Source organism: Roseateles sp. P5_B10, from assembly GCF_056400485.1.
Window position 1 is genome coordinate 1 of sequence record NZ_JBFULE010000005.1, and the last position, 26,278, is coordinate 26,278.

The 26,278-nt window shown below is 69.9% G+C and carries 27 protein-coding genes; 5 read left to right on the plus strand and 22 right to left on the minus strand.

Features of this window, described 5'->3' with window-relative positions:
* Positions 1-43 precede the first annotated feature (43 nt).
* Complete coding sequence (locus AC1DU6_RS00880) at positions 44-733, plus strand: hypothetical protein (protein WP_457320796.1); 690 nt, start codon at positions 44-46, stop codon at positions 731-733.
* A gap of 10 nt (positions 734-743) precedes the next feature.
* Here the strand turns inward: AC1DU6_RS00880 and AC1DU6_RS00885 are convergent, their stop codons facing one another.
* From AC1DU6_RS00885 to hemE, 3 genes are all read right to left on the minus strand, one after another.
* The gene (locus AC1DU6_RS00885) at positions 744-2,252 is read right to left on the minus strand and encodes an alkaline phosphatase D family protein (RefSeq protein ID WP_457321154.1); all 1,509 of its coding nucleotides are present in this window, start codon (positions 2,250-2,252) and stop codon (positions 744-746) included.
* Positions 2,253-2,270: 18 nt separating this feature from the next.
* A complete protein-coding gene (locus AC1DU6_RS00890) occupies positions 2,271-4,337 on the minus strand; it encodes a primosomal protein N' (RefSeq protein ID WP_477855867.1) in 2,067 nt (688 codons plus the stop codon).
* 319 nt (positions 4,338-4,656) lie between these two features.
* Complete coding sequence (hemE, locus tag AC1DU6_RS00895) at positions 4,657-5,736, minus strand: uroporphyrinogen decarboxylase (RefSeq protein ID WP_457321157.1); 1,080 nt, start codon at positions 5,734-5,736, stop codon at positions 4,657-4,659.
* Between the two features lie 95 nt (positions 5,737-5,831).
* Between hemE and AC1DU6_RS00900 the strand changes: the two genes are divergently transcribed.
* The 3 genes from AC1DU6_RS00900 to AC1DU6_RS00910 are packed head-to-tail and all read left to right on the plus strand — an operon-like array spanning position 5,832 to position 7,883.
* Positions 5,832-6,449, plus strand: a complete 618-nt coding sequence (locus AC1DU6_RS00900) for a LemA family protein (RefSeq protein WP_457321159.1) — start codon at positions 5,832-5,834, stop codon at positions 6,447-6,449.
* A gap of 7 nt (positions 6,450-6,456) precedes the next feature.
* A complete protein-coding gene (locus AC1DU6_RS00905; RefSeq protein ID WP_477855868.1) occupies positions 6,457-7,365 on the plus strand; it encodes a TPM domain-containing protein in 909 nt (302 codons plus the stop codon).
* Complete coding sequence (locus tag AC1DU6_RS00910) at positions 7,365-7,883, plus strand: TPM domain-containing protein (RefSeq protein WP_457321163.1); 519 nt, start codon at positions 7,365-7,367, stop codon at positions 7,881-7,883. Before AC1DU6_RS00905 ends, AC1DU6_RS00910 begins: the two co-directional genes overlap by 1 nt.
* A 15-nt stretch (positions 7,884-7,898) precedes the next feature.
* On the opposite strand, the gene AC1DU6_RS00915 is transcribed toward AC1DU6_RS00910, so the two are convergent.
* Complete coding sequence (locus AC1DU6_RS00915) at positions 7,899-8,735, minus strand: D-hexose-6-phosphate mutarotase (RefSeq protein WP_457321164.1); 837 nt, start codon at positions 8,733-8,735, stop codon at positions 7,899-7,901.
* Positions 8,736-8,800: 65 nt separating this feature from the next.
* Here AC1DU6_RS00915 and AC1DU6_RS00920 point away from each other — a divergent pair, with 65 nt between their 5' ends.
* Entirely contained in the window at positions 8,801-9,517 is a 717-nt protein-coding gene (locus AC1DU6_RS00920) for a class I SAM-dependent methyltransferase (RefSeq protein ID WP_457321166.1), read from the plus strand.
* Here the strand turns inward: AC1DU6_RS00920 and AC1DU6_RS00925 are convergent, their stop codons facing one another.
* The 18 genes from AC1DU6_RS00925 to AC1DU6_RS01010 all read right to left on the minus strand — a co-directional run bounded on the left by AC1DU6_RS00925 (position 9,518) and on the right by AC1DU6_RS01010 (position 26,262).
* Positions 9,518-10,423 (minus strand): polysaccharide deacetylase family protein, encoded by a 906-nt coding sequence (locus AC1DU6_RS00925; RefSeq protein ID WP_457389423.1) that lies wholly within the window; start codon positions 10,421-10,423, stop codon positions 9,518-9,520. It abuts the gene before it with no gap.
* Between the two features lie 34 nt (positions 10,424-10,457).
* The gene (locus tag AC1DU6_RS00930; RefSeq protein ID WP_457321170.1) at positions 10,458-11,120 is read right to left on the minus strand and encodes a 4'-phosphopantetheinyl transferase family protein; all 663 of its coding nucleotides are present in this window, start codon (positions 11,118-11,120) and stop codon (positions 10,458-10,460) included.
* A 16-nt stretch (positions 11,121-11,136) separates the two neighbouring features.
* Positions 11,137-11,556 carry an excinuclease ATPase subunit gene (locus AC1DU6_RS00935; protein WP_457321194.1) on the minus strand — a complete coding sequence of 140 codons (420 nt, stop codon included), beginning with the start codon at positions 11,554-11,556 and terminating at the stop codon, positions 11,137-11,139.
* Positions 11,557-11,665: 109 nt separating this feature from the next.
* Positions 11,666-12,178: a hypothetical protein gene (locus AC1DU6_RS00940; protein ID WP_457321171.1), complete on the minus strand. Its 513-nt coding sequence runs from the start codon at positions 12,176-12,178 to the stop codon at positions 11,666-11,668.
* Between the two features lie 27 nt (positions 12,179-12,205).
* Positions 12,206-13,441, minus strand: a complete 1,236-nt coding sequence (locus AC1DU6_RS00945) for a beta-ketoacyl-ACP synthase (protein WP_477855869.1) — start codon at positions 13,439-13,441, stop codon at positions 12,206-12,208.
* Complete coding sequence (locus tag AC1DU6_RS00950) at positions 13,438-14,172, minus strand: 3-ketoacyl-ACP reductase FabG2 (RefSeq protein ID WP_457321175.1); 735 nt, start codon at positions 14,170-14,172, stop codon at positions 13,438-13,440. The genes AC1DU6_RS00945 and AC1DU6_RS00950 overlap by 4 nt, the downstream gene beginning before the upstream one ends.
* Positions 14,169-14,633 (minus strand): hotdog family protein, encoded by a 465-nt coding sequence (locus AC1DU6_RS00955; RefSeq protein ID WP_477855870.1) that lies wholly within the window; start codon positions 14,631-14,633, stop codon positions 14,169-14,171. Before AC1DU6_RS00955 ends, AC1DU6_RS00950 begins: the two co-directional genes overlap by 4 nt.
* Positions 14,623-15,795: a beta-ketoacyl-ACP synthase gene (locus tag AC1DU6_RS00960; protein WP_477855871.1), complete on the minus strand. Its 1,173-nt coding sequence runs from the start codon at positions 15,793-15,795 to the stop codon at positions 14,623-14,625. The genes AC1DU6_RS00955 and AC1DU6_RS00960 overlap by 11 nt, the downstream gene beginning before the upstream one ends.
* Positions 15,795-16,349: a DUF3261 domain-containing protein gene (locus tag AC1DU6_RS00965; protein ID WP_457321180.1), complete on the minus strand. Its 555-nt coding sequence runs from the start codon at positions 16,347-16,349 to the stop codon at positions 15,795-15,797. Before AC1DU6_RS00965 ends, AC1DU6_RS00960 begins: the two co-directional genes overlap by 1 nt.
* Positions 16,337-17,569, minus strand: coding sequence for an NAD(P)/FAD-dependent oxidoreductase (locus AC1DU6_RS00970; protein ID WP_477855872.1), 1,233 nt, complete (start codon positions 17,567-17,569; stop codon positions 16,337-16,339). The genes AC1DU6_RS00965 and AC1DU6_RS00970 overlap by 13 nt, the downstream gene beginning before the upstream one ends.
* On the minus strand, positions 17,550-19,847 hold the full coding sequence (locus AC1DU6_RS00975) for an MMPL family transporter (RefSeq protein ID WP_477855873.1): 2,298 nt from the start codon (positions 19,845-19,847) through the stop codon (positions 17,550-17,552). The genes AC1DU6_RS00970 and AC1DU6_RS00975 overlap by 20 nt, the downstream gene beginning before the upstream one ends.
* On the minus strand, positions 19,840-20,427 hold the full coding sequence (locus AC1DU6_RS00980; protein WP_477855874.1) for a LolA family protein: 588 nt from the start codon (positions 20,425-20,427) through the stop codon (positions 19,840-19,842). Before AC1DU6_RS00980 ends, AC1DU6_RS00975 begins: the two co-directional genes overlap by 8 nt.
* Positions 20,424-20,855: an acyl-CoA thioesterase gene (locus AC1DU6_RS00985; RefSeq protein WP_477855875.1), complete on the minus strand. Its 432-nt coding sequence runs from the start codon at positions 20,853-20,855 to the stop codon at positions 20,424-20,426. Before AC1DU6_RS00985 ends, AC1DU6_RS00980 begins: the two co-directional genes overlap by 4 nt.
* On the minus strand, positions 20,842-22,380 hold the full coding sequence (locus AC1DU6_RS00990; protein WP_477855876.1) for an HAL/PAL/TAL family ammonia-lyase: 1,539 nt from the start codon (positions 22,378-22,380) through the stop codon (positions 20,842-20,844). The genes AC1DU6_RS00985 and AC1DU6_RS00990 overlap by 14 nt, the downstream gene beginning before the upstream one ends.
* Complete coding sequence (locus tag AC1DU6_RS00995; RefSeq protein WP_056205526.1) at positions 22,367-23,308, minus strand: LpxL/LpxP family acyltransferase; 942 nt, start codon at positions 23,306-23,308, stop codon at positions 22,367-22,369. Before AC1DU6_RS00995 ends, AC1DU6_RS00990 begins: the two co-directional genes overlap by 14 nt.
* A complete protein-coding gene (locus AC1DU6_RS01000; protein WP_477855877.1) occupies positions 23,305-24,042 on the minus strand; it encodes a glycosyltransferase family 2 protein in 738 nt (245 codons plus the stop codon). The genes AC1DU6_RS00995 and AC1DU6_RS01000 overlap by 4 nt, the downstream gene beginning before the upstream one ends.
* Entirely contained in the window at positions 24,039-25,730 is a 1,692-nt protein-coding gene (locus AC1DU6_RS01005; protein ID WP_477855878.1) for an ApeI family dehydratase, read from the minus strand. The genes AC1DU6_RS01000 and AC1DU6_RS01005 overlap by 4 nt, the downstream gene beginning before the upstream one ends.
* Positions 25,720-26,262, minus strand: a complete 543-nt coding sequence (locus tag AC1DU6_RS01010) for a COG4648 family protein (protein WP_157282223.1) — start codon at positions 26,260-26,262, stop codon at positions 25,720-25,722. The genes AC1DU6_RS01005 and AC1DU6_RS01010 overlap by 11 nt, the downstream gene beginning before the upstream one ends.
* Positions 26,263-26,278: the final 16 nt, after the last annotated feature.

Genomic DNA, 26,278 nt, shown 5'->3' on the forward strand with positions numbered 1-26,278 from the left:
GCTAAAGAATCGCGGCCAGTCATCACACCGCCTGCCCCCGCCCATGAAACGCGCCCTGTCCCTGCTCGCTCTGATTGCCTTCGGCAGTTCCGCACTGGCCGCCCCCGCACCGGTGAACCTGCTCGTCAACGGCAGCTTCGAGAGCACGGCCGTGGCCAACGGCAACTGGGTCAACGTGGCCACCACGCCGGGCTGGACCTGGCTCGGCGGTCCCGGCAGCGGTTTCGAAGTCCGCAACAACGTCGCCGGCACGGCCCAGGACGGCCGCAACTACCTCGAACTCGACACCAACGGCAACACGCTGATGGGTCAATACCTCGACAACCTCAGCGCTGGCGCACGCTATGAACTGAGCTTCTGGTATGCACCGCGCGAGCTCCAGGCCGCGTCGACCAACGGCATGCAGGCGTTCTGGAACGGCGTGCAGCTCGGCGCCACCCTGAGCGGCCTCGGCGGCAGCGGCAATCAATGGACCGAGGTCAAGTTCAGCCTGACGGCACAGGCCGGCCGCAACCTGCTGAGCTTCGCATCCGTGGGCACCAGCGACGGCCTGGGCGGCAACCTCGACAACGTCAACCTGAACCGCATCCCCGAGCCCGGCAGCCTGGCGCTGACTTTCGCCGCGCTGGCGGGCTGCCTGCTGCTGCCGCGTACGCTGCGCCGCCAGGCCGAGGCGCGCCGCGCCACGGCGCTGGCCGCCGCGCTGACGGCCCCCACGCCGCGCCCGCGCTGAGCCGCTGCCGTCAGGCGGGCTGCACGCCGGCTCGGCCGTCTTGCACGGCGAAACGTGCCACCGTCCGGATGGCGCTGTCAGGCCGCAGGGCATCGTCCAGCGACCGAACCGCCGCCCGCAGCCCCGCCTTGTCGACCACGAAGGCCATGTAGCCACGCTGGTCGCTGCGGCCGTAGTGCAGGTGCGGGTTGTGCGGCAACACCTCGTCCAACCGCTGCTGCTTGCCACCCCAACTGGTGATGGAACTGCCGCAGAACTCGCTGGCGACGACGGGCGAGTCGGGGTCGTCGAAGTCGGCCTTCAGGTCTGCCACGATGTGCGAATGCACGTCGCCGCCCAGCACGACGACGTTGGGCACCTGGCGTTCGCGCACGGTCGCCAGCAGCCGGTTGCGGGCCGGCGCGTAGCCATCCCAGCCGTCGGTCCAGTAAGTGGGCTCAGTCGCGTTCCAGTTCATGCGCGCCATCAACGTCTGCTGTGCGACGAGATTCCAGCGGCCCGGCGTGGTGTCCCAGCCCTCGGCCAGCCAGCGTTCCTGGGCCGCGCCCAGCAGCGTGCGTTTCGGGTCCAGCAGCTCCGGGCACTCACGCAGCGGCAGCGTGTTGCTGCCGTATCTGCCGGCCTTGGTGCACAGCTGCGGGTCGCGGTACTGGCGGTCGTCCAGCGCATGGATGACGGCCAGCCGCCCCCAGGTGTGGCGGCCATGCATGCGCATCTCCACACCGCGCGGGCGCCAGGCCTTGGGCAGGGGCTGGTGCTCCCAGCAGGCCTGGTAGGCGGCGGCCCGGCGCGCCGGGAAGTCCTGCGCGATCTTCTCGCCGCGCAGCCCGGCGTAATCGTTCTCGACCTCGTGGTCGTCCCACACGTACAGCCAGGGCACGGCGGCATGCATGGCCTGCAGCGCGGGGTCGGACTTGTACTGCGCGTAGCGGCCGCGGTACTGGTCCAGCGTCACGGCAGCACCGCCTTCCACGGCCCGCACGCGGCCCGGTGCCGCGCCGTATTCATAGATGTAGTCGCCCAGGAACATGACCAGGTCCAGCTCCTCGGCCAGCATGTGGCGCCAGGCGGCGAAGAAGCCGTGGTCCCAGCGCTGGCAGCTGGCGATGGCAAAGCGCAGCGGCTCCAGTGCGTCCGCGGCCGGCGTGGTGCGCGTGCGGCCTGCCGGGCTGCGCTGGCCCAGGGCTTCGAAGCGGTACCAGTACCAGCGGCCGGGCTTGAGCCCTGCGGGCTCGGCGTGCACGCTGTGCGCCCAGGCGCCTTCAGCGATCTCGGTGCCCGAGGCGACGCGGCGCTGAAAGGCTTCATCCTCCGCAACCTCCCAGCGCACCTCGACGCGCGCCGGCAGGTCAGCGCCGGTCAGCCGGGTCCACAGCACCATGCCGTCAGGCGTCGGGTGACCGGATGCGATGCCCAGCGCGAAGCGCGGCGCCACGTCCGCTCGCGCATGGCGCAATAAGCCGGGCGCGAGGCCGGCGGCCAGGGACAGCTGCAGCAGGTGGCGGCGATGGGTGTCCATCGCCGCATTCTGGCTTGGTTAGATCGCCAAAGGATCCACGTCCACGGCCCAGCGCAGCACGGCCTTGTGCTCGCGCTTGAGCGCGATCAGCTCCGGCACCCAGCCGCGCAGGAAGGCCTGCAGCCGTGCGCGCTGCGTGGCCTCCACCAGCATCTGCATGCGCTCCACGTCCGCCACGCGGGCCACCGCGTGCGGCACCGGCGGGTAGACCAGCACGCCGTCGTCATGCATCAGCTCCGCGGCGGCCGTCAGGAAGGCCTTGGCCGCCTCCACCGTGCGCGCCTCAGCGCGCAGCAGCGCCAGGTGGGCAAACGGCGGCAGGCTGGCGGAGCGGCGCTCGGCCAGTTGGTCGCTGGCGAAGCGCACATAGTCGTGGCGTGCCAGCGCCTGGTAGAGGGCATGGTCGCGGTGCCAGGTCTGCACCCACATCTCGGCCGGCGTCTCGCCAGATGCATCACGACCCGCACGGCCGCCCGCCTGCATCAGCAACGCGAACAGGCGCTCCGGCGCGCGGAAGTCGCTGCTGAAGAGAGCCCCATCCGGGTTCACCGCGGCGACGAAGCGGATGCGCCGGAAGTCGTGCCCCTTGGTGACCATCTGCGTGCCGACGAGGATGTCAACGTCACCGTCATGCACGGCCTGCAGTTGCGCTTCCAACTCGCCCTTGCGGCGCGTCGAGTCGGCATCGATGCGCAGCACGCGCGCGCCGGGCAAGGCCTCGCCGAGTTGCTCCTCCAGCTTCTCAGTGCCGCGGCCGATGGGGGCGATGTCGTGGTTGCCGCAGTTCGGGCAGGCGCTTGGCACGCGCTCCGTGAAGCCGCAGTGGTGGMAGCGCAGCGTGCGGTCGCGCTTGTGGAAGACGCGCCAGGCGCTGCAGTGGGGGCAGTCGCTCTTCCACTGGCATTCGCCGCAATGCAGCACCGGTGCATAGCCGCGGCGGTTCAGGAAGACGAGGCTTTGCTCGCCGCGCTCCAGTCGTGCCTTCAGTTCGGCCAGCAGCGGCGCGGTCAGCGCGGTCGTCACGCCAGCGGTGGGCGGCAAGGCCTTCATGTCGAAGAGCCTGACGCGGGGCAGCGCGCCGCCGCCGATGCGGGCGGCCAGCGTCAGGCGCTCATAGCGGCCGCTTTCGGCGTGCTGCCAGCTCTCCAGCGACGGCGTGGCCGAGCCGAGCACGACAGGCACCTTGAGGTCATGCGCGCGCCAGATGGCCAGGTCGCGCGCCGAGTAGCGGGCGCCGTCCTGCTGCTTGTAGGAGGGATCGTGTTCCTCGTCGACGACGATCAGCCCCAGCTCGGGCAGCGACGCGAATACCGCCAGCCGCGTGCCCAGCACCAGCCGCGCGCGGCCGAGGTGGGCGGCCAGCCAGTTCTGCAGGCGCTGGGCCGGCGTCAGCGCGCTGTGCAGCGACACGATGGCCAGGGGCTGAGGCAGCAGCGCCGCGAAGCGTTCGGTAAAGCGGGCCTCCAGTTGCGGCGTCAGGTTGATCTCGGGCACCAGCACCAGCACCTGGCGGCCCGCCGCCAGCGCGGCTTCGGCGGCGCGCAGATAGACCTCGGTCTTGCCGCTGCCGGTCACGCCGAACAGCAGCAGCGGCTTGCGCTCGCCGCCGTCGATCTGGGCCGTGATGCGGGTGACGGCCTCGGCCTGCTCCGGCGCCAGCTCGGGCCGGACCGGTTCCGGCACGGCGACCGCCTTGGCGACCTTGCGGTCCAGCTTGCGCAAACGCGCAGCCAACTGATCAGGCGAAAGTTCACGCAACTGCGGCGGCAGCACCGCGCTGGCCAGTTCGCCTACGCTGCGCTGGTAATAGCCGGCGGCGAAATCCAGCAGCCGGCACCAGTCGGCGCCCAGCGGCGTCAACGCGTCAAAAACGGCGGCCACCGGCCGCAGGGTGACGTCTGGCGCCATGGTTTCGTCGCCCGGCCAGACGATGCCCAGCAGTTCACGCTTGCCCAGCGGCACCCGCACCAAAGTGCCTGATGCGAGCGCCTGCTCACTCGCGTAGTCAAGCGGGCCATTCAAGCCGCTGTGCTGAGGGGCGTCGACCGCCACGCGCACCGTTGCAGGGCCTTCAGCTTCAGCCATGCGCAGCTCCGCGCTTCTTGTGAAGCAGTGGCTCAGCAAGTGGCTGCAAGTACATGATTCTTAAAGGCTCTTGGGTTGCCCACAATTTCTGTGGATAAGTTTGTGAGCAAATCGCCCCGTGCGGGCCGATAGAGCGCCAGAGCGGGACGAACCGCCCCAAATCCGTTCGTCGGCGCCATTTGAGTGCTGCCTTGAAAATCAAGCACTTAGCACGAATTCGGGAAAACTCTTAGGTGCGCCGCACCAACGACAGTCCGCCGCCCTCGCCTCCCGAATTTTGGGGATAAGTCATCGCGGAACTGCAGATTTGACGGCCCTGTCAGGCTGCAGTTCGCAGGCGGCGCGAATGCTGGTGAACCTCGTCCACCAAGGCTTCCACGCTCTCGGGCGGTGTGAACTGGCTGATGCCATGGCCAAGGTTGAAGACATGGCCGTGGCCGGCGGCGGGCTTGCCGAAGCTGTCCAGCACGGCCCGGGCCTGAGCACGTACGGTTTCGGGTGGCGCGAACAGCACATTGGGGTCGAGGTTGCCCTGCAGCGCGACCCGATCGCCCACGCGGGCACGGGCGGCGCCAAGGTTCATCGTCCAGTCCAGGCCGACGACGTCGGCGCCGGCGTCGGCAATCTCGTCCAGCCACAGGCCGCCGCCCTTGGTGAACAGCAGCCGAGGAATGCGCACGCCACCGTGCTCGGTCTTCACCTGGCTCAGCACCTGGCGCGAATAGGCCAGGCTGAACTGCTGGAAGGCGCCGTCGGCCAGCACGCCGCCCCAGGAGTCGAACAGCATGACGGCCTGGGCACCGGCTTCGATCTGGGCGTTCAGATAGGCGGCCACCGAGCGGGCGTTCACGTCCAGGATGCGGTGCATCAGGTCGGGGCGCGAATACATCAGGCTCTTGACGAGGCGGTAGTCGTCGGAGCCCCCGCCTTCCACCATGTAGCAGGCCAGGGTCCAGGGGCTTCCGGAGAAGCCGATCAGCGGCACGCGGCCGTTCAAGGCCTCGCGGATGGATGTGACGGCGTCGAAGACATAGCGCAGCTTGTCCATGTCGGGTACTTCCAGCGCTGCCACCGCGGCCTCGTCGCGGACCTGCCTTGCGAATTTCGGGCCCTCGCCCTGCTGGAAGGACAGGCCCAGGCCCATCGCGTCGGGCACCGTCAGGATGTCGCTGAACAGGATGGCGGCGTCCAGCGGGAAACGCTCCAGCGGCTGCAACGTCACCTCGGTGGCGTAGTCGCGGTTGGTGGCCAGGCCCATAAAGCTGCCGGCCTTCTCGCGCGTGGCGCGGTACTCGGGCAGGTAGCGGCCCGCCTGGCGCATCAGCCAGATGGGCGTGTGCTCGGTGGGCTGGCGCAGGCAGGCGCGCAGGAAGGTGTCGTTTTGCAGGGGGGCGAACATGACCAAATTATCCCTGCTGGCCCCGGCACGATCCGGCGCGTCGCGGGAGCGTCGTTTGCCCTTGTCTGCCATCCTCCCAGCAGCGAGATGCGTCCATGATCCGAATCCTCGTCACCGTGGCGGCCGCCGCCAGCCTGTCGGGCTGCGGCTACAACCAGTTCCAGACCCTTGACGAGCAGGTCAGCGCCAGCTGGGCCGAGGTGCTGAGCCAGTACCAGCGCCGGGCCGACCTCATTCCCAACATCGTCAACACGGTCAAGGGTGAGGCCAGTTTCGAGCAGGAGACGCTGACCCGCGTCGTCGAGGCGCGCGCCCGCGCGACCAGCGTGCAGGCCACGCCGGAGCTGGTCAACGACCCCGAGGCGTTGAAGAAGTTCCAGGCCGCACAGGGTGAGCTGAGCAGCGCGCTGTCSCGSCTGCTSGTGGTCACCGAGAACTATCCCAACCTGAAGGCCAACCAGGGCTTCCAGGATCTGCGCGTGCAGCTCGAAGGCACCGAGAACCGCATCACCGTGGCGCGCAACCGCTACATCCAGACAGTGGCCAGCTACAACGTCCACACGCGCAGCTTCCCGAACAACCTGACGGCCATGCTGTTCGGCTACAAGGCCAAGCCCAACTTCACCGTGCAGAACGAGGCGGCCATCACGACGGCGCCGACGGTGGACTTCGGCACGACGGCCAGGCCGGTGGCACCGGCCGCGTCGAAGTAGCCGCGCGATGCGCTGGCTGACTGCCTTGCTGCTGCTGTTGGCGGCGCCGTGGGTCCAGGCCCAGGGCGTGCAGCCTGTGCCGGGACTGAATGCCCGCGTCATCGACCAGACCGCCACGCTCGACGCCACGCAGCGCCAGGCACTCGAAGACCGGCTGGCCGCCTACGAGCGCGCGTCGGGGCCGCAGATCGTGGTGCTGATGGTGCCGACGACCGCGCCCGAGGACATCGCCGCCTATGCCCAGCGCGTCGCCGACCAGTGGAAGATCGGCCGCCGCGAAGTGGGTGACGGGCTGCTGATCGTCGTCGCCAAGAACGACCGCAAGATGCGCATCGAGGTGGCCAAGGCCCTCGAAGGCGCGGTGCCCGACCTGGCCGCGCGGCAGATCATCGACACGGCCATGAAGCCGGCCTTCCGCAATGGCGACTACGCCGGTGGCCTGCAGGCGGYCATCGAGAAACTGCAGGCGCGCATCAACGGCGAAGGCCTGCCAACCCCCGCTTCCGCGCCGCACGCCGGTGACAACGAGGGCTTTGGTTTCCAGGACCTCGGCATGCTCTTCTTTATCGGCGTGCCGGTTGTCGGCATGCTGCTGACCGGCCTGTTCGGCCGCAAGCTGGGCAGCCTGGCCACGGCAGGCGCCGCCGGCGCGGCGGGTTGGGCCTTTGGCGGCGGCCTCGTCGTGGCCGGCATAGCCGCGGTCGCGGCCCTGGTGCTCGTGGGCCTGTTCGGCATCGGCGCCGCTCGACGAAGTTCCGGCCTTGCCGGACTCAGCGGCCGCCGCGGCGGCATGCTGATCCCGCCCATCATCTTCGGCGGGGGTGGTGGCGGGGGTGGTGGCTTCGGTGGGGGCGGCGGCTTCTCTTCCGGCGGGGGCGGCAACTTCGGCGGCGGTGGCGCCTCGGGAGACTGGTGATGGCGCGCCTGTCACTCCAGCGCTTCATCCGCCATCGCCTCTGGGACGAGGACGATGCCCGCCGCGTGCTGCCACCCGAGGCGCTGGTGCGGCTTCAGCAGCGCGTGGCCGACAGCGAGCAGCGCCACAGCGGCGAGATCCGCGTCTGCGTCGAAGCCAGCCTGCCACTGAGCTACCTCTGGCGCGACGCGCCGGCGCGCGAACGGGCCGTCACGATGTTCGCCAAGCTGGGCGTGTGGGACACGGAGCACAACAACGGCGTGCTGATCTACCTGCTGCTGGCCGAGCACCGCATCGAGATCGTCGCCGACCGCGCGCTGGCGCGCCGCGTGGGCGCCGGTCACTGGCAGCAGCTGGTCCAGGCCATGAGCGAGGCCTTCCGCGCCGGCCGCTTCGAGCCGGGCCTGGTCGACGCCATCGCGGCCGTGGACGCGCTGCTGGTGGCGCACTTCCCGCGTGACGCGAGCGCCGCCACGCCGCGCCTGAACGAACTGCCGGACGAGCCGCTGCTGGGCTGAGCGGCCCGCGCCTGGCTAMAGCAAGGCCAGGCTCTGCCGGCCGACCCAGGTATCGCCGGCTTGCAGCTCGATGGGGCGACCGACGCATGCCGCCTCCACGCACAGCATCTCCGACCAGCCTTCGGGCGGCATGTCGGCCAGCTTGGCGCAGCGCTCGGGGCCGGGGTTCCAGACCACGGCATCCTCAAAGCCCTGCTGGCGGACGGCCACCTGGCGGCGGTCCTCGGTCACCAGCAGCGGACGGTCCTTGACACCGAAATAGATGCGGTCCAGGTCCAGCACGCCCTTTTCGCCGGTCAGCAGCAGATCCATGCGCTGCAACGCCTCGGCCTGCTTGATGCTGTCGAAATAGCGCAGGCCGGCCAGCCCTTCGACGCTGACGGCGTCCAGATCGGCCACGCGCAAATAGGTATGCAGCGCCGCTGTGAACTGCAGCGGTGCGTCGCCGAGGTTCTCGCAGGCGAGTTCGATGTCGAGGCTGCGGCCGCCGACGCGCACGCTCAACTCCAGCTCGAAGGCATGCGGCCAGATCGCACGCGTCGCGTCACTGTCGCGCAGGCGCATGACGGCGAGCGCATCGTCCTTGCCCTGCTGCTGCTGGACCAGCTCCCACGGCAGCGTGCGCGCAAAGCCATGCTTGGGCAGCGGCCCGCGCTCGGCAAACTGCGGGAAACACACCGGCACGCCGCCGCGGATGGCCTTGCCTGGCGTGAATTCGCTGCGCGGCGACAGATAGAGCTGCTCACCGGCACCGGGTGGGCGCCACGACAGCAGGTGGCCGCCGTGCAAGCTGAACTGGGCGCTCGCGCCATCGGGGCTTTGCAGGGTGAAACTGGACGGTTCGGAGCTCATGGCAGGCGGGGCGCGAAGGGGCAAAGCTCTATCATCGCCGACTTGTTTTTTCGGGGCCGCCGCCCATGAACACAGCCAGCGCCCGCCCCTCCCAGAAACTGGCCTTCGTGCCCGAGACCCGCTTCGGCCTGTGGTTCCTGTCCACCGCGACCTGGCGCGTGCACGTGCTGGGCCGTGCGCTCAGCGACCTGCAGCGCATGGCGCCGGACGCGCCGCGCGGCGGCGTGATGCTGGACATCGGTACTGGCCAGGGCCACTCCCTGCCGGAGATGGCGGCACGCTTTGCGCCGGCCCAGATCCATGCACTCGACCCCGAGCCGGACTTCGAGGCCCGCTGCGCCGCGATGGTGAAAGCCTGCCCCGTGCCCGTCACCCTGCACGCGGCGCATGCCGAGCGCATTCCGCTGCCGGACGCGTCGGTGGACATCGTGCTGTGCCACCAGACCCTGCACCACATCGTCGACCAGAAAGCGGCCCTGGCCGAGGCGTTTCGCGTGCTTAAGCCCGGCGGCCTGCTGCTGCTGGCCGAGAGCACGCGCGCCTACATCCACAGCTGGATCATCCGGCTGCTGTTCCGCCACCCCATGCATGTGCAGCGCACGGCGGACGAGTTCATCGCCCTGGTGCGCGAGGCCGGCTTCCAGGTGGACGCGGACCGCATCAGCACGCCCTATCTGTGGTGGAGCCGCAGCGACCTGGGTGCGCGCGAATGGCTGGGCTTGGGCCAGCCGAAAAATCGCGAGGAAACGCTGCTGAACGCCGTCGCTCGCAAGCCCGGCTGATCAGTCCAGCGGAGGCTCGGGCAGGATCCAGGCCAGCAGCGAAGTCCAGAAGCCCGGGATGCGGATCTGCACGCTCGGGTCGGTCAGCGCCCGCGCCCGCGCAGCGGCTTCCAAGGATTCGGCCGAGTCGTAGAACGGCGGATCGGCCAACACAAGCCCGGCCTTGTTGGCGCCATCGACGAGGATCTGCAGATACTCGTCGACATGGCTGCCGGTGAAGGGGTTGGCATCGTGGAAGGTCACGACCACCGGCCGCACGCCGTCCACCAGCGGCAGCTCGGTGATCCGCCGGCGCAGCTCGCGCATCTGGTGCTCGAAATGCGAGCGCCGGCGCAGGCTGGCATTGGGCCAGGGGATCTTGCCGTCGTTGGCGGACAGGTCCGTCATCACGACGCTGAGCCCATGGCGCTGATAGGCCGCGAAGGTGCGCGCGTCGTAGGCCCAATGCGGCGGGCGCACCAGCACCGGGGGGCGGCCGGCCAATTCCATATGCGCCGCCAAGCCCTGGCTGAGGCTGCCTTCGAGCAGCTCATCACTCAGCTTGGTGTGGCTGGTGTGGCCGGGCGTCGCGGTGTGAAAACCCAGCACATGGCCCTCCGCCAGCGTGCGGCGCATCAGCGCCTGGCCGCGCGGCGTGGCACCACCGTTCACGGCGCCCGTCTGCACGAAGAACAGCGCCTTGATGCCCGGCTGGATGGCATTGCGCGCGAGGCCGTCGAGGATTTGGACCGTCGGGTTGTCGGTCTCCCGCGCGCTCGGGCCGTCGTCGAAAGTCAGTAACAGGCGGATGGGCACCGGCGCGCTCACCGACACATGCTCGGCCAGCGGCGACGGGTCGGCCGCGGCATGGGTCGCGACGACCAACGCCAGGCTTGCAAATGCCGCTGCGAAGCGCCATCGCGCCATCCTGCCTCCGTACTGCTTTCGTGGGGCCAGCAGTTTATTCGCCGGCCCTGCGCGCCCGGCAGCGGCGCCACACTGCATTCATGGGGCCTTCGATGCGCACAGGCAACTTGGGATTGCAGGCCACAGCCAGCACCACAGCGCCGATGGTCGTGACGGCCACGTCGCCCTCGGGGTCGTCGCTGAAGTCCAGCGCCCGCATCAGCGCAAAGTCCAGACCCTGTTCGCGCGCCTTGAGCCAGGCCTCCTTGAGCGTCCAGGCCTGCAGAAAGACCTGCGCGCGCGCCTCGACCGGCAAGGCGGCCAGGTCGGCGCGTTGCGCGGGGCTGTGCACCGTCTCGGCCAGGGCCAGGTGGTCGCGCGGCCGGGCCAGGCTTTCCACATCGATGCCGATCGGCACCCCGGCCGCGGCGCAGGCGACTGTGCCGGCGCCGTGGCTGATGGACACGAACACATCACCACGGCCCACCACGCGGCAGGCACCGCTGCTGGCCACCTCCAGTGCAGGCGGCTCATCCGAGCCCAGCCAGCGCTGCACCGCGCGGCGCGCCAGCCAGCGGCCGGCCAGGAAGGTGTCGCGCCGGGCCTCGGTGCCCAGCGACTGCAGGCGAGCCTGCTCGGAGGGCGTCAGCCAGGCGCCCGGTGACGGCATGCCGACCCGCAGCTCAGGCTCGGCGGCCAGCAGGCAGAGCAGGGTCACCGCGAGCCGTGGTCAGTCACTCAACCTTGGCCAAAGTRCCGCGCAAAGCGACGCCAATGACGAAGGCACCGGCATGGCACTCGAAATCGGTCGCACTCTTGTACTCCACCTTCCGGTAGTAGCTGACGATGTCGACCACGGCATTGGCGCCGTGGCGCTTGGCGCCATCCTGCAGATCGATCAGCGCACTCAATGCGGCCCATTTGCAACCATAGTCGTCCGCCTTGCCGAAGCCGTTGGTCTTCGGATTGGCCACGTAGGTCGCGAGGCGTCTGCTGACCTTCGGCGTCGCTTGACCGGCCAAATAGAACTTGAACGCCGGGTCCAGTTTTTCCTTGGCCTCGGGCAGTTCCAGCACATCGGCCAGCGGGATATGCAGCACGGTATCGCGCGCGAAGGCTGGCGCCGACAGCAACGCAGCGGCGGCCAAGACCACAAGACGAAACTTCATGAGCACGCTCCTTGAACGGGGCTTTCGATGATGCCGTATCAAGGGCGCCGCACAGGTAGGCGGAAGCCGGCAAATGCGCCGTGCAGCCCTGCGATCACTGCGGCGCGGATGCCGCCTGATCGGCCGTGACGGCGGCGGGCGCCTGAGGCGCGACGCCCTGCGCCAGCGCCTCGGGGCTCTTGTTGGTCGTCAGGATGACCTCCATGCGCACGCCACCCATGGCCTCGCAGGACTTGCGAGGCGCCTCGTTCCAGCGGATGGCGGTTGCCGTGACCACCGGGCGCACGACGCGCCAAGGCCAGAAGCCAAAACGCTGCGAACTGTTGTAGTCCACGAGGGCATCGGCCTTGTTCACCAGGGCCTGCTGCACCAGGGCCGGCAGCAACTCCTTGACGCCGCCATAGGTGCCCTTGGCGACCTTGAGCTGTTGCAGTTTCTGGTGCGGCATGTCGGACGGCGCACCGTTGTCGAAGACGCAGAGGTCTCGACCTTCCTGCGACAAGCTGGCGGCGATCCGCTTGCCGTCAGCCAACTCCTGTTCCGGCGAACCGGCTTGCGCCGCAGCACTTGCCAAAATCAATGCAATGGTCAGAACGCTCTGCTTCATCAGGCCCTCCCAGGCGGGTTGTCGAAATCAAAGGCGGCGCAGGATCAACGAAGTGTTGATGCCGCCGAAGGCGAAATTGTTCGTCATCGCGAACTCGGTCTGCAGCACGCGGCCGCCGCTGAGCACGTAGTCGAGGTCGCCGCAGCGCGGGTCGACGCGCTTGAGGTTGATGGTGGGCGCGAACCAGTCGGCGTTCATCATCTCCAGCGTCATCCAGGCCTCCAGTGCACCGCAGGCGCCCAGGGTATGGCCCATATAGCTCTTCAGCGACGAGATCGCCACACCGGTGCCAAAGATGCTTTGCGTGCCCTGGCTCTCGGCCACGTCGCCCTGGTCGGTGCTGGTGCCATGGGCGTTGACGTAGGGGATGGCAGTGGCGGGCAGGCCRGCATCTTCCAGCGCCAGGCGCATGGCCTGGGCCATGGTGGAGGACTGTGGCTGCGTGACGTGGGTGCCGTCGCAGTTGGTGCCGTAGCCGACGATCTCGCCCAGCATCTTGGCGCCGCGCGCCTTGGCGTGCTCGTACTCCTCCAGCACGAAGGTGCAGGCGCCCTCGCCCAGCACCAGGCCGTCGCGGTCGGCGTCGAAGGGGCGCGGCGTCAGGCGCGGCTGGTCGTTGTACCTGGTGCTGGTCGCGAACAGCGTGTCGAACACCGCCGCCTGGGTCGGGTCCAGTTCCTCGGCGCCGCCGGCCAGCATGGCGACCTGGCGGCCGCTCTGGATGGCCTCGTAGGCATAGCCCAGGCCCTGGCTGCCCGAGGTGCAGGCGCTGCTCGTCGTGATGATGCGGCCGGTGATGCCGAAGAACACCGCGATGTTGACGGTCRCAGTGTGCGACATCATCTTCACGTAGGTGTTGGCGTTGATGCCCTCGATGCTCTTGACCGTCATCATGCGGCCGAAGTCGCCGATGGCGCTGGGTGTGCCGCTGGAGCTGCCGAAGCTCACGCCCATGCGGCCGCTGGTCAGCAGCGGGTCGCCGATGAGGCCGGCCTGCTCCAGCGCCAGCTCGGCCGAGCGCGTGGCCATCTGGGCCACGCGGCCCATGCTGCGCATGGTCTTGCGGTTGTAGCGGTCGGCCGGCAGCTCGAAGGGTGCGCAGGGCACCCCGACCTGCGTGTTCAGGCCCTCGTAATCGGCCCAGTCGGCCATGCGCTGGACCTTGTTGGTCTCGGCGCGCAGGCTGTCCATGACGGTCTCCACGTCATGCCCGAGYGGCGACAACGCGCCGATGCCGGTGATGACGACTCTCTTGTTGCTCACCCGACCATCCCCCCATTCACGGAAATCACTTGACGCGTGATGTAGGCCGCGTCCTCGCTCATCAAGAAGGCCACCAGGGCCGCCACCTCCTCGGGCTGGCCGACGCGCTGCGCCGGGATCAACTTCAGCGCGTGCTCCAGCACTTCGGCGTCGATCATGTCCGTCTCGATGAGGCCCGGTGCCACGCAGTTGACCGTGATCTTGCGGCTGGCCAGCTCGACGGCCAGCGCCTTGCTAGCGCCGATGATGCCGGCCTTGGCGGCACTGTAGTTGACCTGCCCGCGGTTGCCCATCAGGCCCGAGACCGAGGCCAGCGTGACGATGCGGCCGGGCTTGCGGCGGCGCACCAGCGGCATGGTCAGCGGCTGCAGCACGTTGTAGAAGGCGTCGAGGTTGGTGTGGATGACGGCGTCCCAGTCCTCACCGGTCAACGCCGGGAAGGCGCCGTCGCGGGCAATGCCGGCATTGCAGACGACGCCGTAATAGCAGCCATGGGCCTCCACGTCGGCCTCCAGCGCGGCGGCGGTGGCAGCGCGGTCGGCCACGTCGAAGGCGAGCACACGGGCGTTGCGGCCGAGTTCGCGGGCGGCCTGGGCCACGGCCTCGGCCTCGTCGCGGCGGCTGCGGCAATGGATGACGACGTCGTAGCCGTCGCGCGCCAGCCGCAGCGCGATGGCGCGGCCGATGCCGCGGCTGGAGCCGGTCACCAGCACGGTATGGGGAGTACTCATGGGGTCTGTCCGTTCAGGAAAGCCTCCGGGTCGTCGGGCCCGAAGACATTGAGACTGGCGCGCGCCACCTCGGCGCCATCGATGCTGATGACGCACTCAAACTGGCCCAGGCCGTTGTCGGCCTGGAAGAGGCGCTGCACCTGCACGCGCAGCACATCGCCGACGACGAAGGCCGCGCGGCTGCACTGGTAGCGGCGCGTGCCGAGCAGGAAGCCGATGCGGGCGGCCCCGCCTTCATCGGCATGGAGGTGGCGTTGATAGCCGGCCCATGCGGCGGCCGCCTGGGCCATGTATTCGACGCCGGCCGATGCGCTGAGCTGGCCACCCTGCACCAGCAGATGGTCGGCGCGCACGGTGGCCTCGGCCAGCAGCGACTCGGCATCGGTCTCGATGACGCGGTCGAGCCAGCTCATCGCGCCGCGGTGCGGCACGAGGTCGGCGATGGCGGGTTCAGTCTTCACGGGTCAACACCAGGGCGGCGTTGCTGCCGCCAAACGCAAAGGAATTGGACAACACGGCGCGCGGCGCGGCAGCCAGGCGCTCGCCCGGTGAAACCAGGCGGATGGCGGGCAGGGCCGCGTCGCGCTCGCCATCGAAATGGTGGGCCGGCAGGGCGCCGTCGCCCAGCAGCGTCAGCCAACTGATCGCCGCCTCCAGCGCGCCGGCAGCACCCAGCGTATGGCCGGTCAGCGGCTTGGTGGAGCTGCAGGGCACATCCAGCCCGAAGACGCGGGCCACCGCTTCGCTCTCCATCGCATCGTTGTGCGGCGTGGCCGTGCCATGCAGGTTGAGGTAACCGATGTCGGCGGGCGCCAGGCCCGCCATGTCCAGCGCTGCGCGCATCGCGGCCTCGGCGCCGCGCCCGCTGGGCTCGGGCGCGGAGATGTGGTGGGCGTCGCTGGTTTCGCCCCAGCCGGCCAGGCGCACGGCGGGGCCGGCGCCTTTTTCGCGCGTCATCAGGAAGAGCGCGCCGGCCTCGCCGATGTTGATGCCGCAGCGCTGCGCGCCCATGGGGTTGYAGCGCACGTCGCTGACGGCTTCGAGCGAGGCAAAGCCGGCGACGGTGAAGTCGCACAGGCTGTCGGCACCGCCGCAGACGACGGCGTCCGCCATGCCCGCCTGCAGCAGCCGCGCGGCGCTGGCCAGGGCCTTGCTGCTGGACGAGCAGGCCGTGGAGATGACATAGGCGGGGCCCAGCGTGCCAAGCTCTTCAGCCAGCAGCGCGGCGCCGGAGCCGATCTCCTGCTGGCGCACGTCGTGCCAGGCCGGCAGTTCGCCGTGCTCGCGGTGGTGGGCCCAGGCGGCTTCGCTCTCGCCGACGCCCGAGGTGCTGGTGCCCAGCACGATGGCCACGCGCAACGGGCCGAAGCGTTCGATGGAAGCATCCACCGCGGCGCGGATGGGTTGCAGCGCCGTCAGCAGCAACGCGTTGTTGCGGCTGCGCTGGGCGTTAGCGTCAGGCAGAGGCAGGGGCTGGCGCACACGGCCCAGGTGCAGGGTGCGGCCGCGCCAGGCCTCGGGCTCGACGCCACTGGGCGTGGTGGCCCACAGCGACTCAGCCAGCGTGGCGGCGTCATGGCCGGCGGCGCAGACGACGCCGAGGGCGTTCAGATAGACATTCATCAGCCCCCCTCCATGGAGCGCGATTCGATGCGCAGTTGGTAATGCTCGGCACGATTGTCGATTTCCACGCGCGCGCGGCCGTCCAGATAACGCACCGTGAGGCGCACCTCTCCGCCCTGGCGCAGCGTGCGCGCGTTGCCGCTCTCGTCCAGCGTCCAACCCGTGGGCAGCGCGGCCTGCAGTGCGGGCAGMGGCGCGAAGACCAGGGCGATGTCACGCAGCACGCGCGCCGGGTCGACCGCCGCGGGCAGCATGGGGTGGCGCTGCACCTTCAACTCGCGGCCGTCCCAATGCATGGTCAGCACGCGCTGGCCGAAGGCGAGACCGGCGAGCTGCAGCTGCCGGGCGTCGACCTGCAGCAGCGTGTCGAGCTGGCGCTCGGTGACGGCGCCGTTGGGGTCGTCGGGCGCGTCTGTCACCGTCAGCCGCTGGGCCAGCGACAGTTCGGCACCGAAAGCGGCCGGCGCCAGTTGCAGTGGCGGCAGCGCGGCCGGTGGCGGCAGCGTCTGGCAGGCTGACAGCAACAGCGCAGCGAACAGGATCAGGGGGCGCACAACTGCTCCAGCGTGCGCATGCGCTCGGGATGCGCGACGTAGGGGTTGGTCAGGTCCCAGGCATAGCCGGCCAGGATGGACGAGATCATGCGGCGGATGTCGGGGTTCTGGTCCTGGTGGAAGATGACGTCCTGGAAGCCGCCGCGGTACCAGCTCTCCACAAAGGCACGGAAGGCGTCCACGCCGGCGCGCAGCGGCTTGGCGTAGTCCTTCTCCCAGTCCACCGCTTCGCCGGCGCGTTCACGCAGCAGCGCCGTCACGGCCAGGTCGGCGGACTTCACGGCGATGGTCACGCCGCTGGAGAACACCGGGTCCAGGAACTCGCCCGCATTGCCCAGCAGCGCGAAGCCCGGGCCCCACAGCGACTTCACGTTGGCCGCATAACCCTGCAGCCGGTTGGCCGGCGTGTCCCAGACGGCGTCCTTCAGCAGCGCGGCCAGCGAGGGTGTCTCGGCGACGACGGCCTTCAGTCGCTCCGTCGCGTCCTCGGGGAAGCGGTCGAAGTACTCGGCCCGCGCGACGACGCCCAGCGAGCAGCGGCCGTTGCTGAAGGGGATGGTCCAGAACCACACGTCCACGTCGTCCGGATGCACGGTGACGAGGATCTTGGTGCGGTCAAACGTCGGGTCGCTGATGCGGTCCTGCACATGCGTGAAGGTGGCGGCGCGCACGGGGAAGGCCGAGGGCGTCTCCAGGTCCAGCAGGCGCGGCAGCGTGCGGCCGAAGCCGCTGGCGTCCAGCAGATGGCCGGCTTCGACGGTGTAGGCCGCGCCGCCGTCCAGCGGCTGCACGTCGATCTGCGGGCGTTGACCTGCCGCGACGCGCACAGCCGTCACCTCATGGCGGTAGCGCACATCGGCCCCGGCCTTGGCGGCGCCATTGGCCAGCACCTGGTCGAAATGCGCACGCTGCACCTGGTAGGTCGTGCCCCAGCCGGGGGTGAACTTGTCGCGGAAATCGAAGGCAGTGCGCTTCTCGCCGCGGCAGAAGGCCGCGCCGTTCTTGAACTGGAAGCCGGCCTCGACGACGTCCTGCAGCAGCCCCGCCTTCTCGATATAGGCCATGGACTGCGGCAGCAGGCTCTCGCCGATGGAAAAGCGCGGGAAGGTCTGGCGCTCCAGCACGGTCACGGCCAGGCCCTGGCGGCGCAGCAAGGCCGCAGCGACGGCGCCTGCAGGGCCTGCGCCGATGATGCAGACGTCAGTCGTTTCGAGGGTCATGGTCGTTGACGAAGAAAGGGGTGAGGAACCAGGCCAGGGCAATTCCCAGGCCCAGGGTCAGGCCGAAGGCCCGCAATGCCGGCGTGCCGGACAGGGCCAGCAGCCCGAAGGACAGCCAGGTGCTGGCGGCCGCGAGTGTGATGGAGACGAAGCCGCGCAGGTCCCGCCGGCTCGGCTGGGCGAGCAGGAAGATGCCGTAGTCCACCCCCACGCCGAGCAGCAGCAGCAGGGCCAGCACGTGGAAGAGCTGCCAGGGTTGGCCGAGCAAGGCGGTGGCGGCCAGCGCCAGGCTGCCGGCCAGCAACGTCGGCACCAGAGCGCGCCACCAGACAGCGCCCAGGCGCCAGGCGAGCAAGGCTGCGACGGCGCCCACCGCAATCGCCAGCACGCCGAGCATGCGGATGCGCTGACGGGCGAGCAGCTCGGAGACATCGGCCACCTTGTCGACCCAGCGCACCGTCGTGCCGTCGGCCAGGGCGGCGAGCTGCGGCAAGGATGCTCGCGACACGCCGCGCAGCATCAGCACGCTGTGCCAGCGGCCGTCGGCATCGCGGCCCAGCCACTGGTGGCGCGCCGCCTCGCTGACAGGGGCGGTGCGCCAGGCCTCCACCGTCAGCACCGGCGCCGCGACGGCATCGCGCTGGGGCAGGGGCTGACCCAGTTGCTCGGCGACCAGCAGCGACACCTCGGCCCAGCGGCGCTGCACCAGGGCCGCATCGCCGGCCTGACGGGCCGGCGAAGGCACCCAGTCGGAAACGGCCTGCCAGCCGGCGATACCGGGCGTGCTGGCGAGCTTGGCCTTGAGAGCTTCCTCGCGCTCCAGAAGCACGGCCTCGCTGCCCGCAGTGAGCAGATAGAACTGCGCCGGGCTGGGCAGGTCCAGCCGCCGGCCGATGTCGATCTGCTCCTGCATCAGCGCGGGCGGCGTGTTCTGCAGCAGGCGGATGTCGTCGTTGGCCTGGCCGCGCCAGGCGGCAGCAGCCAACAGAGCGGCGATGACAACGCCGCCGATCAGGCCGCTGCGCCAGGTCAGCTGCGGCCAGCGCTGCCAGGCGCGGCCCAACGCGCGCGTCAGCGGCCGCACGGGCACGGGGCCGGCGTCCAGATGCGGGAACCACAGCCAGGTGCTGACAAAGGCGGCCGTCAGGCCGGCGGCCGAGAACAGCGCGACCTGCTGCAGGCCGGGGAAGGGCGTCGTCGCCAGCAGCGCGTAACCGGCCAGCGTGGTGCTCAGCGCCAGCACCATGGTCGGCAGTTGCTCGCGCATCAGCGCGAAGCGCTGCGCCGGCGGCTGGGCGATGCGGCTGCTGTAGTGGCTGCTGGCGTAGTTCTCGGCCACGCCGACGAGGCTGGCGCCGAACACCAACGTGATGAGGTGCAGCTCGCCAAACACCGCCAGCGTCGCCGCCACGGCTACCAGCAGGCCGCTGCCCACCGACAGCAGCACCAGCAGGCGCGGCCGGATGCGGGCGAAGGCGAACCAGCTCAGCGCGAACACGCCGACGAGTGAACCCACGCCGATGAGATGCATCTCGCGCTGGGCCTGCGCGGCCGCGGCATGCGCGTGCAGGGGCACGCCGGCGGCCAGCACCTGGGCCTCCGGCACGGCCGCGCGGGCCTGCGCGAGGGCGTTGGCGATGCGTTCGTTGTCGCTCAAGGCAAAGGCGCTGGCTCCGCTATCGATCAGCGCCAGCATCCAGTCGCCCTGGGCATCGGCCAGGCGCAGCCGGCCATCGAGGGCGCGCACCTTGCTGCCCTGGGCACGCTCGGCGAGCCATGCCCCGAGGGTGTTGAAGGGATCGTCGATCCAGCGGCCCACGCGCGGCAGGCCCATGGGCTGCATCAGGCTGGTCAGCGCCTGTTGAGCCAGCGCTTCCGAAGGGGCGGTCTGCAGGGACTGGCGCTGGGCGTCGGTCAGCAGCGCGCCGCGTTGCGGGGCGAAGAAGCTCAGCCAATCGGCCTGCTGGGCGTCGGACACACGGTGCCTGAGCTTGATGCCGGGCACCTCGGCCTGCAGCTTGGCGATGAAGCGGTCCATCGCCGCTTCGCTGCCCTTGGGTGCGCGCAGCATGACGATGACGCGGCCCTCCCCTGCCTTGGCCAGCGCGGCCATCGCCTGCTCGACCTCGGGCCGGCGCTCGTCCTTGGGCAGCATGGCCAGCACATCGGTGTTGATGCGCACGCGACCCTTGTACGCAGCCACGGCCAGGGCTGCGGCCATCAGCAGCAGCGCGAGCGCCCAGGCCCAGGGCGCCAAGCGGCTGGGCCGGTCAGCCAAGTTGCTTGGCCTCGTCGGCGCTGGGCGCAGCGGGCTCGCGCGCCTGCTCGTCGAAACGCAGCGTCGTCGTGTCGCCCTGGGCCTCGGTCATGACGATGCGGCGCAGCTGGCGATCGCCCTCCAGCTCGATGCGGGCGAAGAGCTGGGCCAGGGCTGCGGCCTTGGGTTTCAGCGCGGCGCGCCAGGCCTTGTCGCCTTGCAGGCTGGCCTGCACCTCGAAGGCCTGCTGCAGCGCGCCGAGGTCGCCGTCCAGCAGCGACAGCATCAGCTGGGTCACGACGCGGATGCCGGGCTCCTTGCTGGCATCCAGCTGCAGGCCGCCACCACCGGCGATGCGGTCGCGCGTCAGCACCAACTGGCTGGCGAACGGCGCCGTCGTGCGCCAGATCAGGCCCTTGCCGCGCACCAACAGGTAGTCACCCTGGCTCTTCAGCGGCTTGGCGAAGCCGGCAAGCTGCTTGTCCTGCTGGAAGCCACCGCGCTGCACCGGCGTGCTGACGAGGCGCTGCTGAACCTGGGCGATGGTGTCGGCCAGCGCGGGCAACGGGCATGCGGCAAGAAGGAAGAGACGGCGCTTCATGGCAGCGGAATGCCCAGACGTTCAAACAGGATAGGCGGGCTGGCGAACTGCATTTCCTTGTTGCGCATGTCCACGGCCACCATCAGCGTGTGGGCCCGGGTCAGGCGCGCGTTGGTAGCGATGTCGCGCACCGTGTAGTCGATGCGCAGGCGGTGCTCCCACTCGGTGATGCAGGCGCGCACGCCCAGGCGCATGCCGTATTCGGCCGGGCGCACGTATTTCAGCTGCAGATGGATGATGGGCCAGGCATAGCCGCTGGCGCGCATCTGCGGGTAGTCGTAGTTGAAGCGCTGCAGCAGCGCGCAGCGCGCCTGTTCCAGGTACTGCACATAGCGGCCATGCCAGACGATCTCCATCGGGTCGAGATCGTGGAAGGCCGGCGTGATCTCGATCTCGTGGGCCAGGCGCGGGTCTTCACGCAGGCGCATGCAGGGCTCCGTGGGGCAAACGGATCTCGCGCAGCAACATCTGCAGCTCGGCGTCCAGCGCGCGGTCTTCGTCGATCAGCGGCAGGCGTGCACAGAGCTCTTCGTACCAGGCCGACAGCGACGGGCTCAGCTGCAGGCCGCCCAGGCGCTGGCGCAGGCCCAGGCCCTGGCGGGCGCTGATGAGCAGGCCGGCGACGACCTGCTCGCTGAGGTCGAGCACGCGCAGCGCGTCACGGGCGGCGATGCTGCCCATGCTGACCTTGTCCTGGTTGTGGCACTCGGTGCTGCGGCTGAAGACCGAGGCAGGCATGGTCTGCTTGAGGGCTTCGGCGGTCCAGGCGGAGACGCTGATCTGCAGCGCCTTCAGGCCATGGTTGATGGCGGCGCGCTCGCCCAGCGCTCCGCTCAGGTTCGACGGCAGCCCGTGGTTGAAGCGTGTGTCCACCAGCAGGGCGAGTTGGCGGTCGAGCAGGTCGGCGACGTTGGCGACGGCCGTCTTCAGCGTGTCCATGGCCATGGCGATATGGCCGCCGTAGAAATGGCCGCCGTGCAGCACGCGCTCCTCGACGGCGTCCACCAGCGGGTTGTCGTTGGCGCTGTTCAGCTCGTTCTCGATGAGCTGGCGCAGCCAGGGCAGCGCGTCTTCCAGCACGCCGATGACGTGGGGCGCGCAGCGCAGCGAGTAGCGGTCTTGCAGGCGCTGCTCGTTGCGCGAGGGCCTGTCGCCGGCGAGGTCGGTGCGCAGCCGCGCGGCGACGCGCTGCTGGCCGGCATGCGGCTTGACCGCGAACAAGCGCTCGTCGAAATGATGGGCGTTGCCGGCACTGGCGACGACATTGGCCGCCGTGATGCGCGTGGCCAGCAGCGACAGCCGCTCGGCACGCTGGAAGGCCAGGCAGGCCAGCGCCGTCATGACGGCCGTGCCGTTCATGATGGCCAGGCCTTCCTTGGGGCGCAGCGTGTGCGGCTTGAGGCCGACGGCCGCAATGGCCTCGGCCGCCGGCATCTGCCGGCCCTGGAACCACACCTCGCGCTCGCCGCACAGCACGGCGGCGACATAGCTCAGCGGCGTCAGGTCACCGCTCGCGCCGACCGAGCCTTCGCTGGGGATCAGCGGCAGGATGTCGTGCTCGAGCAGGGCCGCGAGTTGGGCCAGCAGCGCATGGCTGACGCCCGACACGCCCTGGGCCAGGGACTGCAGGCGCACGGCCAGCACGGCGCGCACCTGCTCGGGCGCCAGCATGGGGCCGGCGCCGATGCCGTGATAGGTGTAGAGATGACGCGGTAGCTCGGCCACCAGGGCCGGCGGGATGCTGACGGTGCAGGAATCGCCATAGCCGGTGGTGACGCCGTAGACGACGCCGTCCTCGGCCAGCAGGCGGGCGATGAACTCGGCACCGGCGTCGATGTGGCGCACGAAATCAGGCGCGGTGCTCAGACGCGCGCGGGCCTCGCGGCGGGAGATGGCGGCGATGTCGTCCAGGCTCAGCGGGCGGCCATCGAAAACAATCTCAGGCAACGGCATGCGGGCTGTCCCAGAAAGCGTAGAAGTTGAACCAGTCATAGGGCGATTCGCGCAGGCGGCGCTGCAGAATCCGTGCGTAGCTCTGAGCGTATTGGGCCAGAGCCTCGCGGCGCCCCGCTCGCGGCAGGCTGACGTGCTCGGTCAGCACCTCGAAGCGGATCTCATAGCCGGCGCCGCGGTGCAGGCAGGTCAGCAGCACCAGCGGGCAGTGCAGCACGCCGGCCAGCACATAGGCGCCCACCGGCAGCGGCGCCGGCGCGCCGAGGAAGTCGACGCTGACGGTCTGGGCGGATTGGATGGGCACGCGGTCGCCGGCAATGGCGATCCAGCCGCCGGCGTCCACCAGCTCCTTGAGCTGCATGGCCATGGCCGGCCCGAAGTCGGTGACCTCCAGCAGGTTGACAGCGGAGCTCGGGTCCAGGCGCTTGAGGATGCGGTTGAAGGCCTGGGCGTGGCGGGTGTGCACCAGCACCGTCAGCTTCAGGTCCTGCTTGGTGCGGCCCACCATGCGGCACAGCTCCAGGCAGCCCATGTGGGCAGTGATGAAGATGCCGCCCTGGCCCCGGGCCACCATGGCGTCGACGAGAGAGAAGTCCTGCTCGCGCACGCACTCGGCCGGGTAGCGGCCGGCCATGGCCAGCAGCTTGTCGAGCATGGTCTCGGCAAAGCAGGCGACGTGGCGCAGCCCTTCGCGCCAATCGGGTTCACGCTTGAACACGCCCGGTTCGGCACGGTGCAGATGGCGCAGATAGTCCAGCGATGAGCGGCGCAGCGCCGGGCGCGTCAGCCAATGCAACACCACCACGGGAAACATGGCCCAGCGAACCAGGCGCCGGCCGAAGAGCTTGTGCACGCCGTACAGCAGCCAGATACCGCTGACGAAGGTCGTTTCACCCAACGACGCCCAGTGCTGAGCGCGCACTGTCATGGATTGCTCCGCAGCTTGCGCGCCAGCAGTAGCGGCGCGCGCCACAGCATGCCGAAGAAGAGCCGCGTGTGCATGGCCGAGATCAGCACGTTGTCGCGCCAGACGCGAAAGTGCGAGATGCCGCCGACCGGATAGTGCACGCGCGTGGGCTGGTTGATGACGGGCACGCCGGCCCACACGAGGCGCACGGCGATCTCGGTGTCGAAGTCCATGCGCCGGCCCATGGACGCGTGCGCAAGCTGCGGCAGCGTGGTGGCCAGCGGGTAGATGCGAAAGCCGCACATGGAGTCGCGCACCGAGAAGCTCAGCGTGTTGATCCAGACCCAGATGTGGGTGGCATAGCGCCCGTACAGCCGCGCGCGCGGCACGGACGCGTCGTAGATGGGGCAGCCGCAGATCAGCGCCTCAGGGTGCGCCTGGGCGGCGGCCACGAAGCGCGAGGCATCGAAGGCGTCATGCTGGCCGTCGGCATCGATCTGCAGGCCATGGGTGTAGCCCTGCTCGACCGCCAGGCGCATGCCGGCGATGACGGCCACGCCCTTGCCCTGGTTGTGCGGCAGGCGCAGCAGCTGGATGCCGTCCTGCCGCGCCAAGGCGTCGAGCTGCGCTGCCGTGGCGGCTGCGCTGCCATCGTCCACCAGCAGCACCGGCAGGCCCTGCTCGCGCAGCTTGGCCGCAACGCCACCGACCGTACCGCCATGGTTGTAAACAGGAATGACGGCGCAAACCTTCACACGCCGGCTCCGAAGCGCAGCTTGCCACTGGCGTGCGCGCCGCGCTCGCTGGTCAGCGCGAAACGCAGCTCGCTGCCGTCGGCATTGATGGTCAGCTCGAGGTCCACGGTGCCGCCGGGGCGGATGACCTGCTGGAACTTGAGCTGGTCCAGCCCGGCAAAGGCCGGCTGCAGTGCGAACAGCTCGCGTGCAAAGCGCTCTGCCCAATCCAGCTGCACGACGCCCGGCAGCACAGGCTGGCCCTCAAAGTGCCCTTCGAAGCCGGGATGGCGGGCCTCGATGTCGACGCGCAGCCGCACCGTCAGCGCCTCACGCATCAGCACCCGGGCGGGCGGGCGCATGGGGTCGAACAAGGCCTGCAATGCGGCCYGAGTGGTCTTGCCCTGGGTGTTGGCGGGGAATTCGCTGACGAGGCGCCAGCGGCGCGGGCGCACGGTGGACTCCAGCTGGGCGGCCAGGCGTTCGCGCAGCGGCGCGAGCCATGCAGCGCGGCCGGCCTGGTCGATGGCGCCCCAGGCCTCGGGCGTGGGCACCAACACGACGCCCAGCTCCTGGCGCGAGCCCGGCAGCAGCAGCGCGCGGGCTTCCTGCACCTGGCCGCTGGCCAGCAGGGCCTGCTCGACGGCGGCCAGCGACACGCGCTTTTCTTCCACCTTGACGATGCGGTCCGCGCGGCCCAACAGCACGAAGCCGGGGCCTTCCGCGCGCGCATGGTCGGCGGCCGTGTACCAGTCATCGCCACCGATATGGGCCGAGCGCAGCTGCAGCTGGCCGTCGCTCAATTGCCATTCGACGCCGGGCAGCGCGCGCCAGGGCTCGGCATCGCCCGCGCCGGGCGGGCGCTGGCGCCAGGCCACACCGCCGGTCTCGCTGCTGCCGTAGACCTCGATGGGCGTCTGACCCAGGCGCTCGGCGCAGGGGGCCAGCGCATCGGCTGGCAGCGGGCCGCCGGAGCTGAACACCGCCGCCAGGCGCTCGGGCAGGTCGCCGGTGACGGCGAGCTGCAGGCGCTTCAGGTGGGCCGGGCTGGCGATCAGCGCGATGCGGCCGGGCACGGCATGCAGGTCTTCCAGATAGGCCACGCGGTTCGCCGCGGTGGGCCTGCCGGCCGCCAGCGGCCACAGCACGCGGAACAGCAGGCCGTAGATGTGCTGGTGGCTGACGGTGGCGTGAACCGTGGCGCCGTCCAGGCGCGCACCGAACTCGGCTTCCAGCGCGCGCACCTCGTCGAACAACTGGTGCAGCTGCTTGGGGATGGCGCTGGGCTCGCCGCTGCTGCCGGAAGTGAAAACGACGAGCTGGGGGGCCTGCGGGTCCAGCGACTGCCAATCCGGCACGGGCGCATCGGCCACGGCAGCAGTGGCATCGCTGCGGCCAGGCCAGTCGCCGGCAAACGCCCCCACCTGCTCGGACAGACGCTGCGCCGTGGCCGGCAGCGCGTCACCGGGCCACCAGACGGTCTTGCGGGCATGCCAGGCGCCGAACAGCGCGGCGGTGGCGTGCAGGGTGTCTTCGAAATGCAGTGCGACGTCGCCCGTCGCCAGCGCCTGGAAATGCGCGAACCAGCCAGCGGCCTGGGCCAGGAACTCGGCCGACATGACAGCCCGGCCGGAACGCCAACCCACGGGCTGAGCGGCCCGCGCCGGGCTCAGGGCACCGGCAAGGCCGAGGCGCAGTTCACGCCACATGCTTGCCGGCTCGTACGCGGCGGCGCACCAGCCACTCGCCGCCCATCAGGGTGCCCATCAGCCCGTAAGTGATGAAGCCGTTGTACAGCGCCCAGGTCTGCTCGCTGGCCCACAGGGCCGTCGCCAGGCTGATGCTGCCGTTGACGATGAAGAAGCCGCACCAGACGATGGTGACGCGGCGCGTGTAGGCCACCCCGTGGGCGTCCAGCTCGGGGTCGTGCAGGCGCGCCAGGCGCTCGACGACGGTCTGGCCCTTGAACAGGCTGGCGCCGAAGAGCACCAGCATGGCCAGGTTCATCGCCACCGGGTAGATCTTCAGCGGCAACAGCTGGTTGGACCAGGCCGTCAACGCGGCCAGCACCAGGCCGGCCAGCGCGATCGCGAGGGCCTGCTGGCTGCGCGAGGCGAGGTAGCGCGCCAGTGCCAGCGCCAGCAGCAGCAACGCCAGTACCCGAGGCTCGGCATGTGCGAGGCCCAGGTAGACGAGAACGGGATAGAGGGCGGTCAGCGCCACCCAGAGGATGTTGCGCACGCTGGGGCGAGAAACG

What these genes read in the sequence shown, in the direction of transcription:
- AC1DU6_RS00880 (WP_457320796.1), top strand. Translation starts at nt 44, where the DNA reads ATGAAACGCGCCCTGTCCCTGCTCGCTCTGATTGCCTTCGGCAGTTCC.
- AC1DU6_RS00885 (WP_457321154.1), bottom strand. Translation starts at nt 2,252, where the DNA reads ATGGACACCCATCGCCGCCACCTGCTGCAGCTGTCCCTGGCCGCCGGC.
- hemE (WP_457321157.1), bottom strand. Translation starts at nt 5,736, where the DNA reads ATGTTCGCCCCCCTGCAAAACGACACCTTCCTGCGCGCCTGCCTGCGC.
- AC1DU6_RS00910 (WP_457321163.1), top strand. Translation starts at nt 7,365, where the DNA reads ATGGCGCGCCTGTCACTCCAGCGCTTCATCCGCCATCGCCTCTGGGAC.
- AC1DU6_RS00920 (WP_457321166.1), top strand. Translation starts at nt 8,801, where the DNA reads ATGAACACAGCCAGCGCCCGCCCCTCCCAGAAACTGGCCTTCGTGCCC.
- AC1DU6_RS00925 (WP_457389423.1), bottom strand. Translation starts at nt 10,423, where the DNA reads ATGGCGCGATGGCGCTTCGCAGCGGCATTTGCAAGCCTGGCGTTGGTC.
- AC1DU6_RS00940 (WP_457321171.1), bottom strand. Translation starts at nt 12,178, where the DNA reads ATGAAGCAGAGCGTTCTGACCATTGCATTGATTTTGGCAAGTGCTGCG.
- AC1DU6_RS00950 (WP_457321175.1), bottom strand. Translation starts at nt 14,172, where the DNA reads ATGAGTACTCCCCATACCGTGCTGGTGACCGGCTCCAGCCGCGGCATC.
- AC1DU6_RS00970 (WP_477855872.1), bottom strand. Translation starts at nt 17,569, where the DNA reads ATGACCCTCGAAACGACTGACGTCTGCATCATCGGCGCAGGCCCTGCA.
- AC1DU6_RS00980 (WP_477855874.1), bottom strand. Translation starts at nt 20,427, where the DNA reads ATGAAGCGCCGTCTCTTCCTTCTTGCCGCATGCCCGTTGCCCGCGCTG.
- AC1DU6_RS00985 (WP_477855875.1), bottom strand. Translation starts at nt 20,855, where the DNA reads ATGCGCCTGCGTGAAGACCCGCGCCTGGCCCACGAGATCGAGATCACG.
- AC1DU6_RS00990 (WP_477855876.1), bottom strand. Translation starts at nt 22,380, where the DNA reads ATGCCGTTGCCTGAGATTGTTTTCGATGGCCGCCCGCTGAGCCTGGAC.
- AC1DU6_RS00995 (WP_056205526.1), bottom strand. Translation starts at nt 23,308, where the DNA reads ATGACAGTGCGCGCTCAGCACTGGGCGTCGTTGGGTGAAACGACCTTC.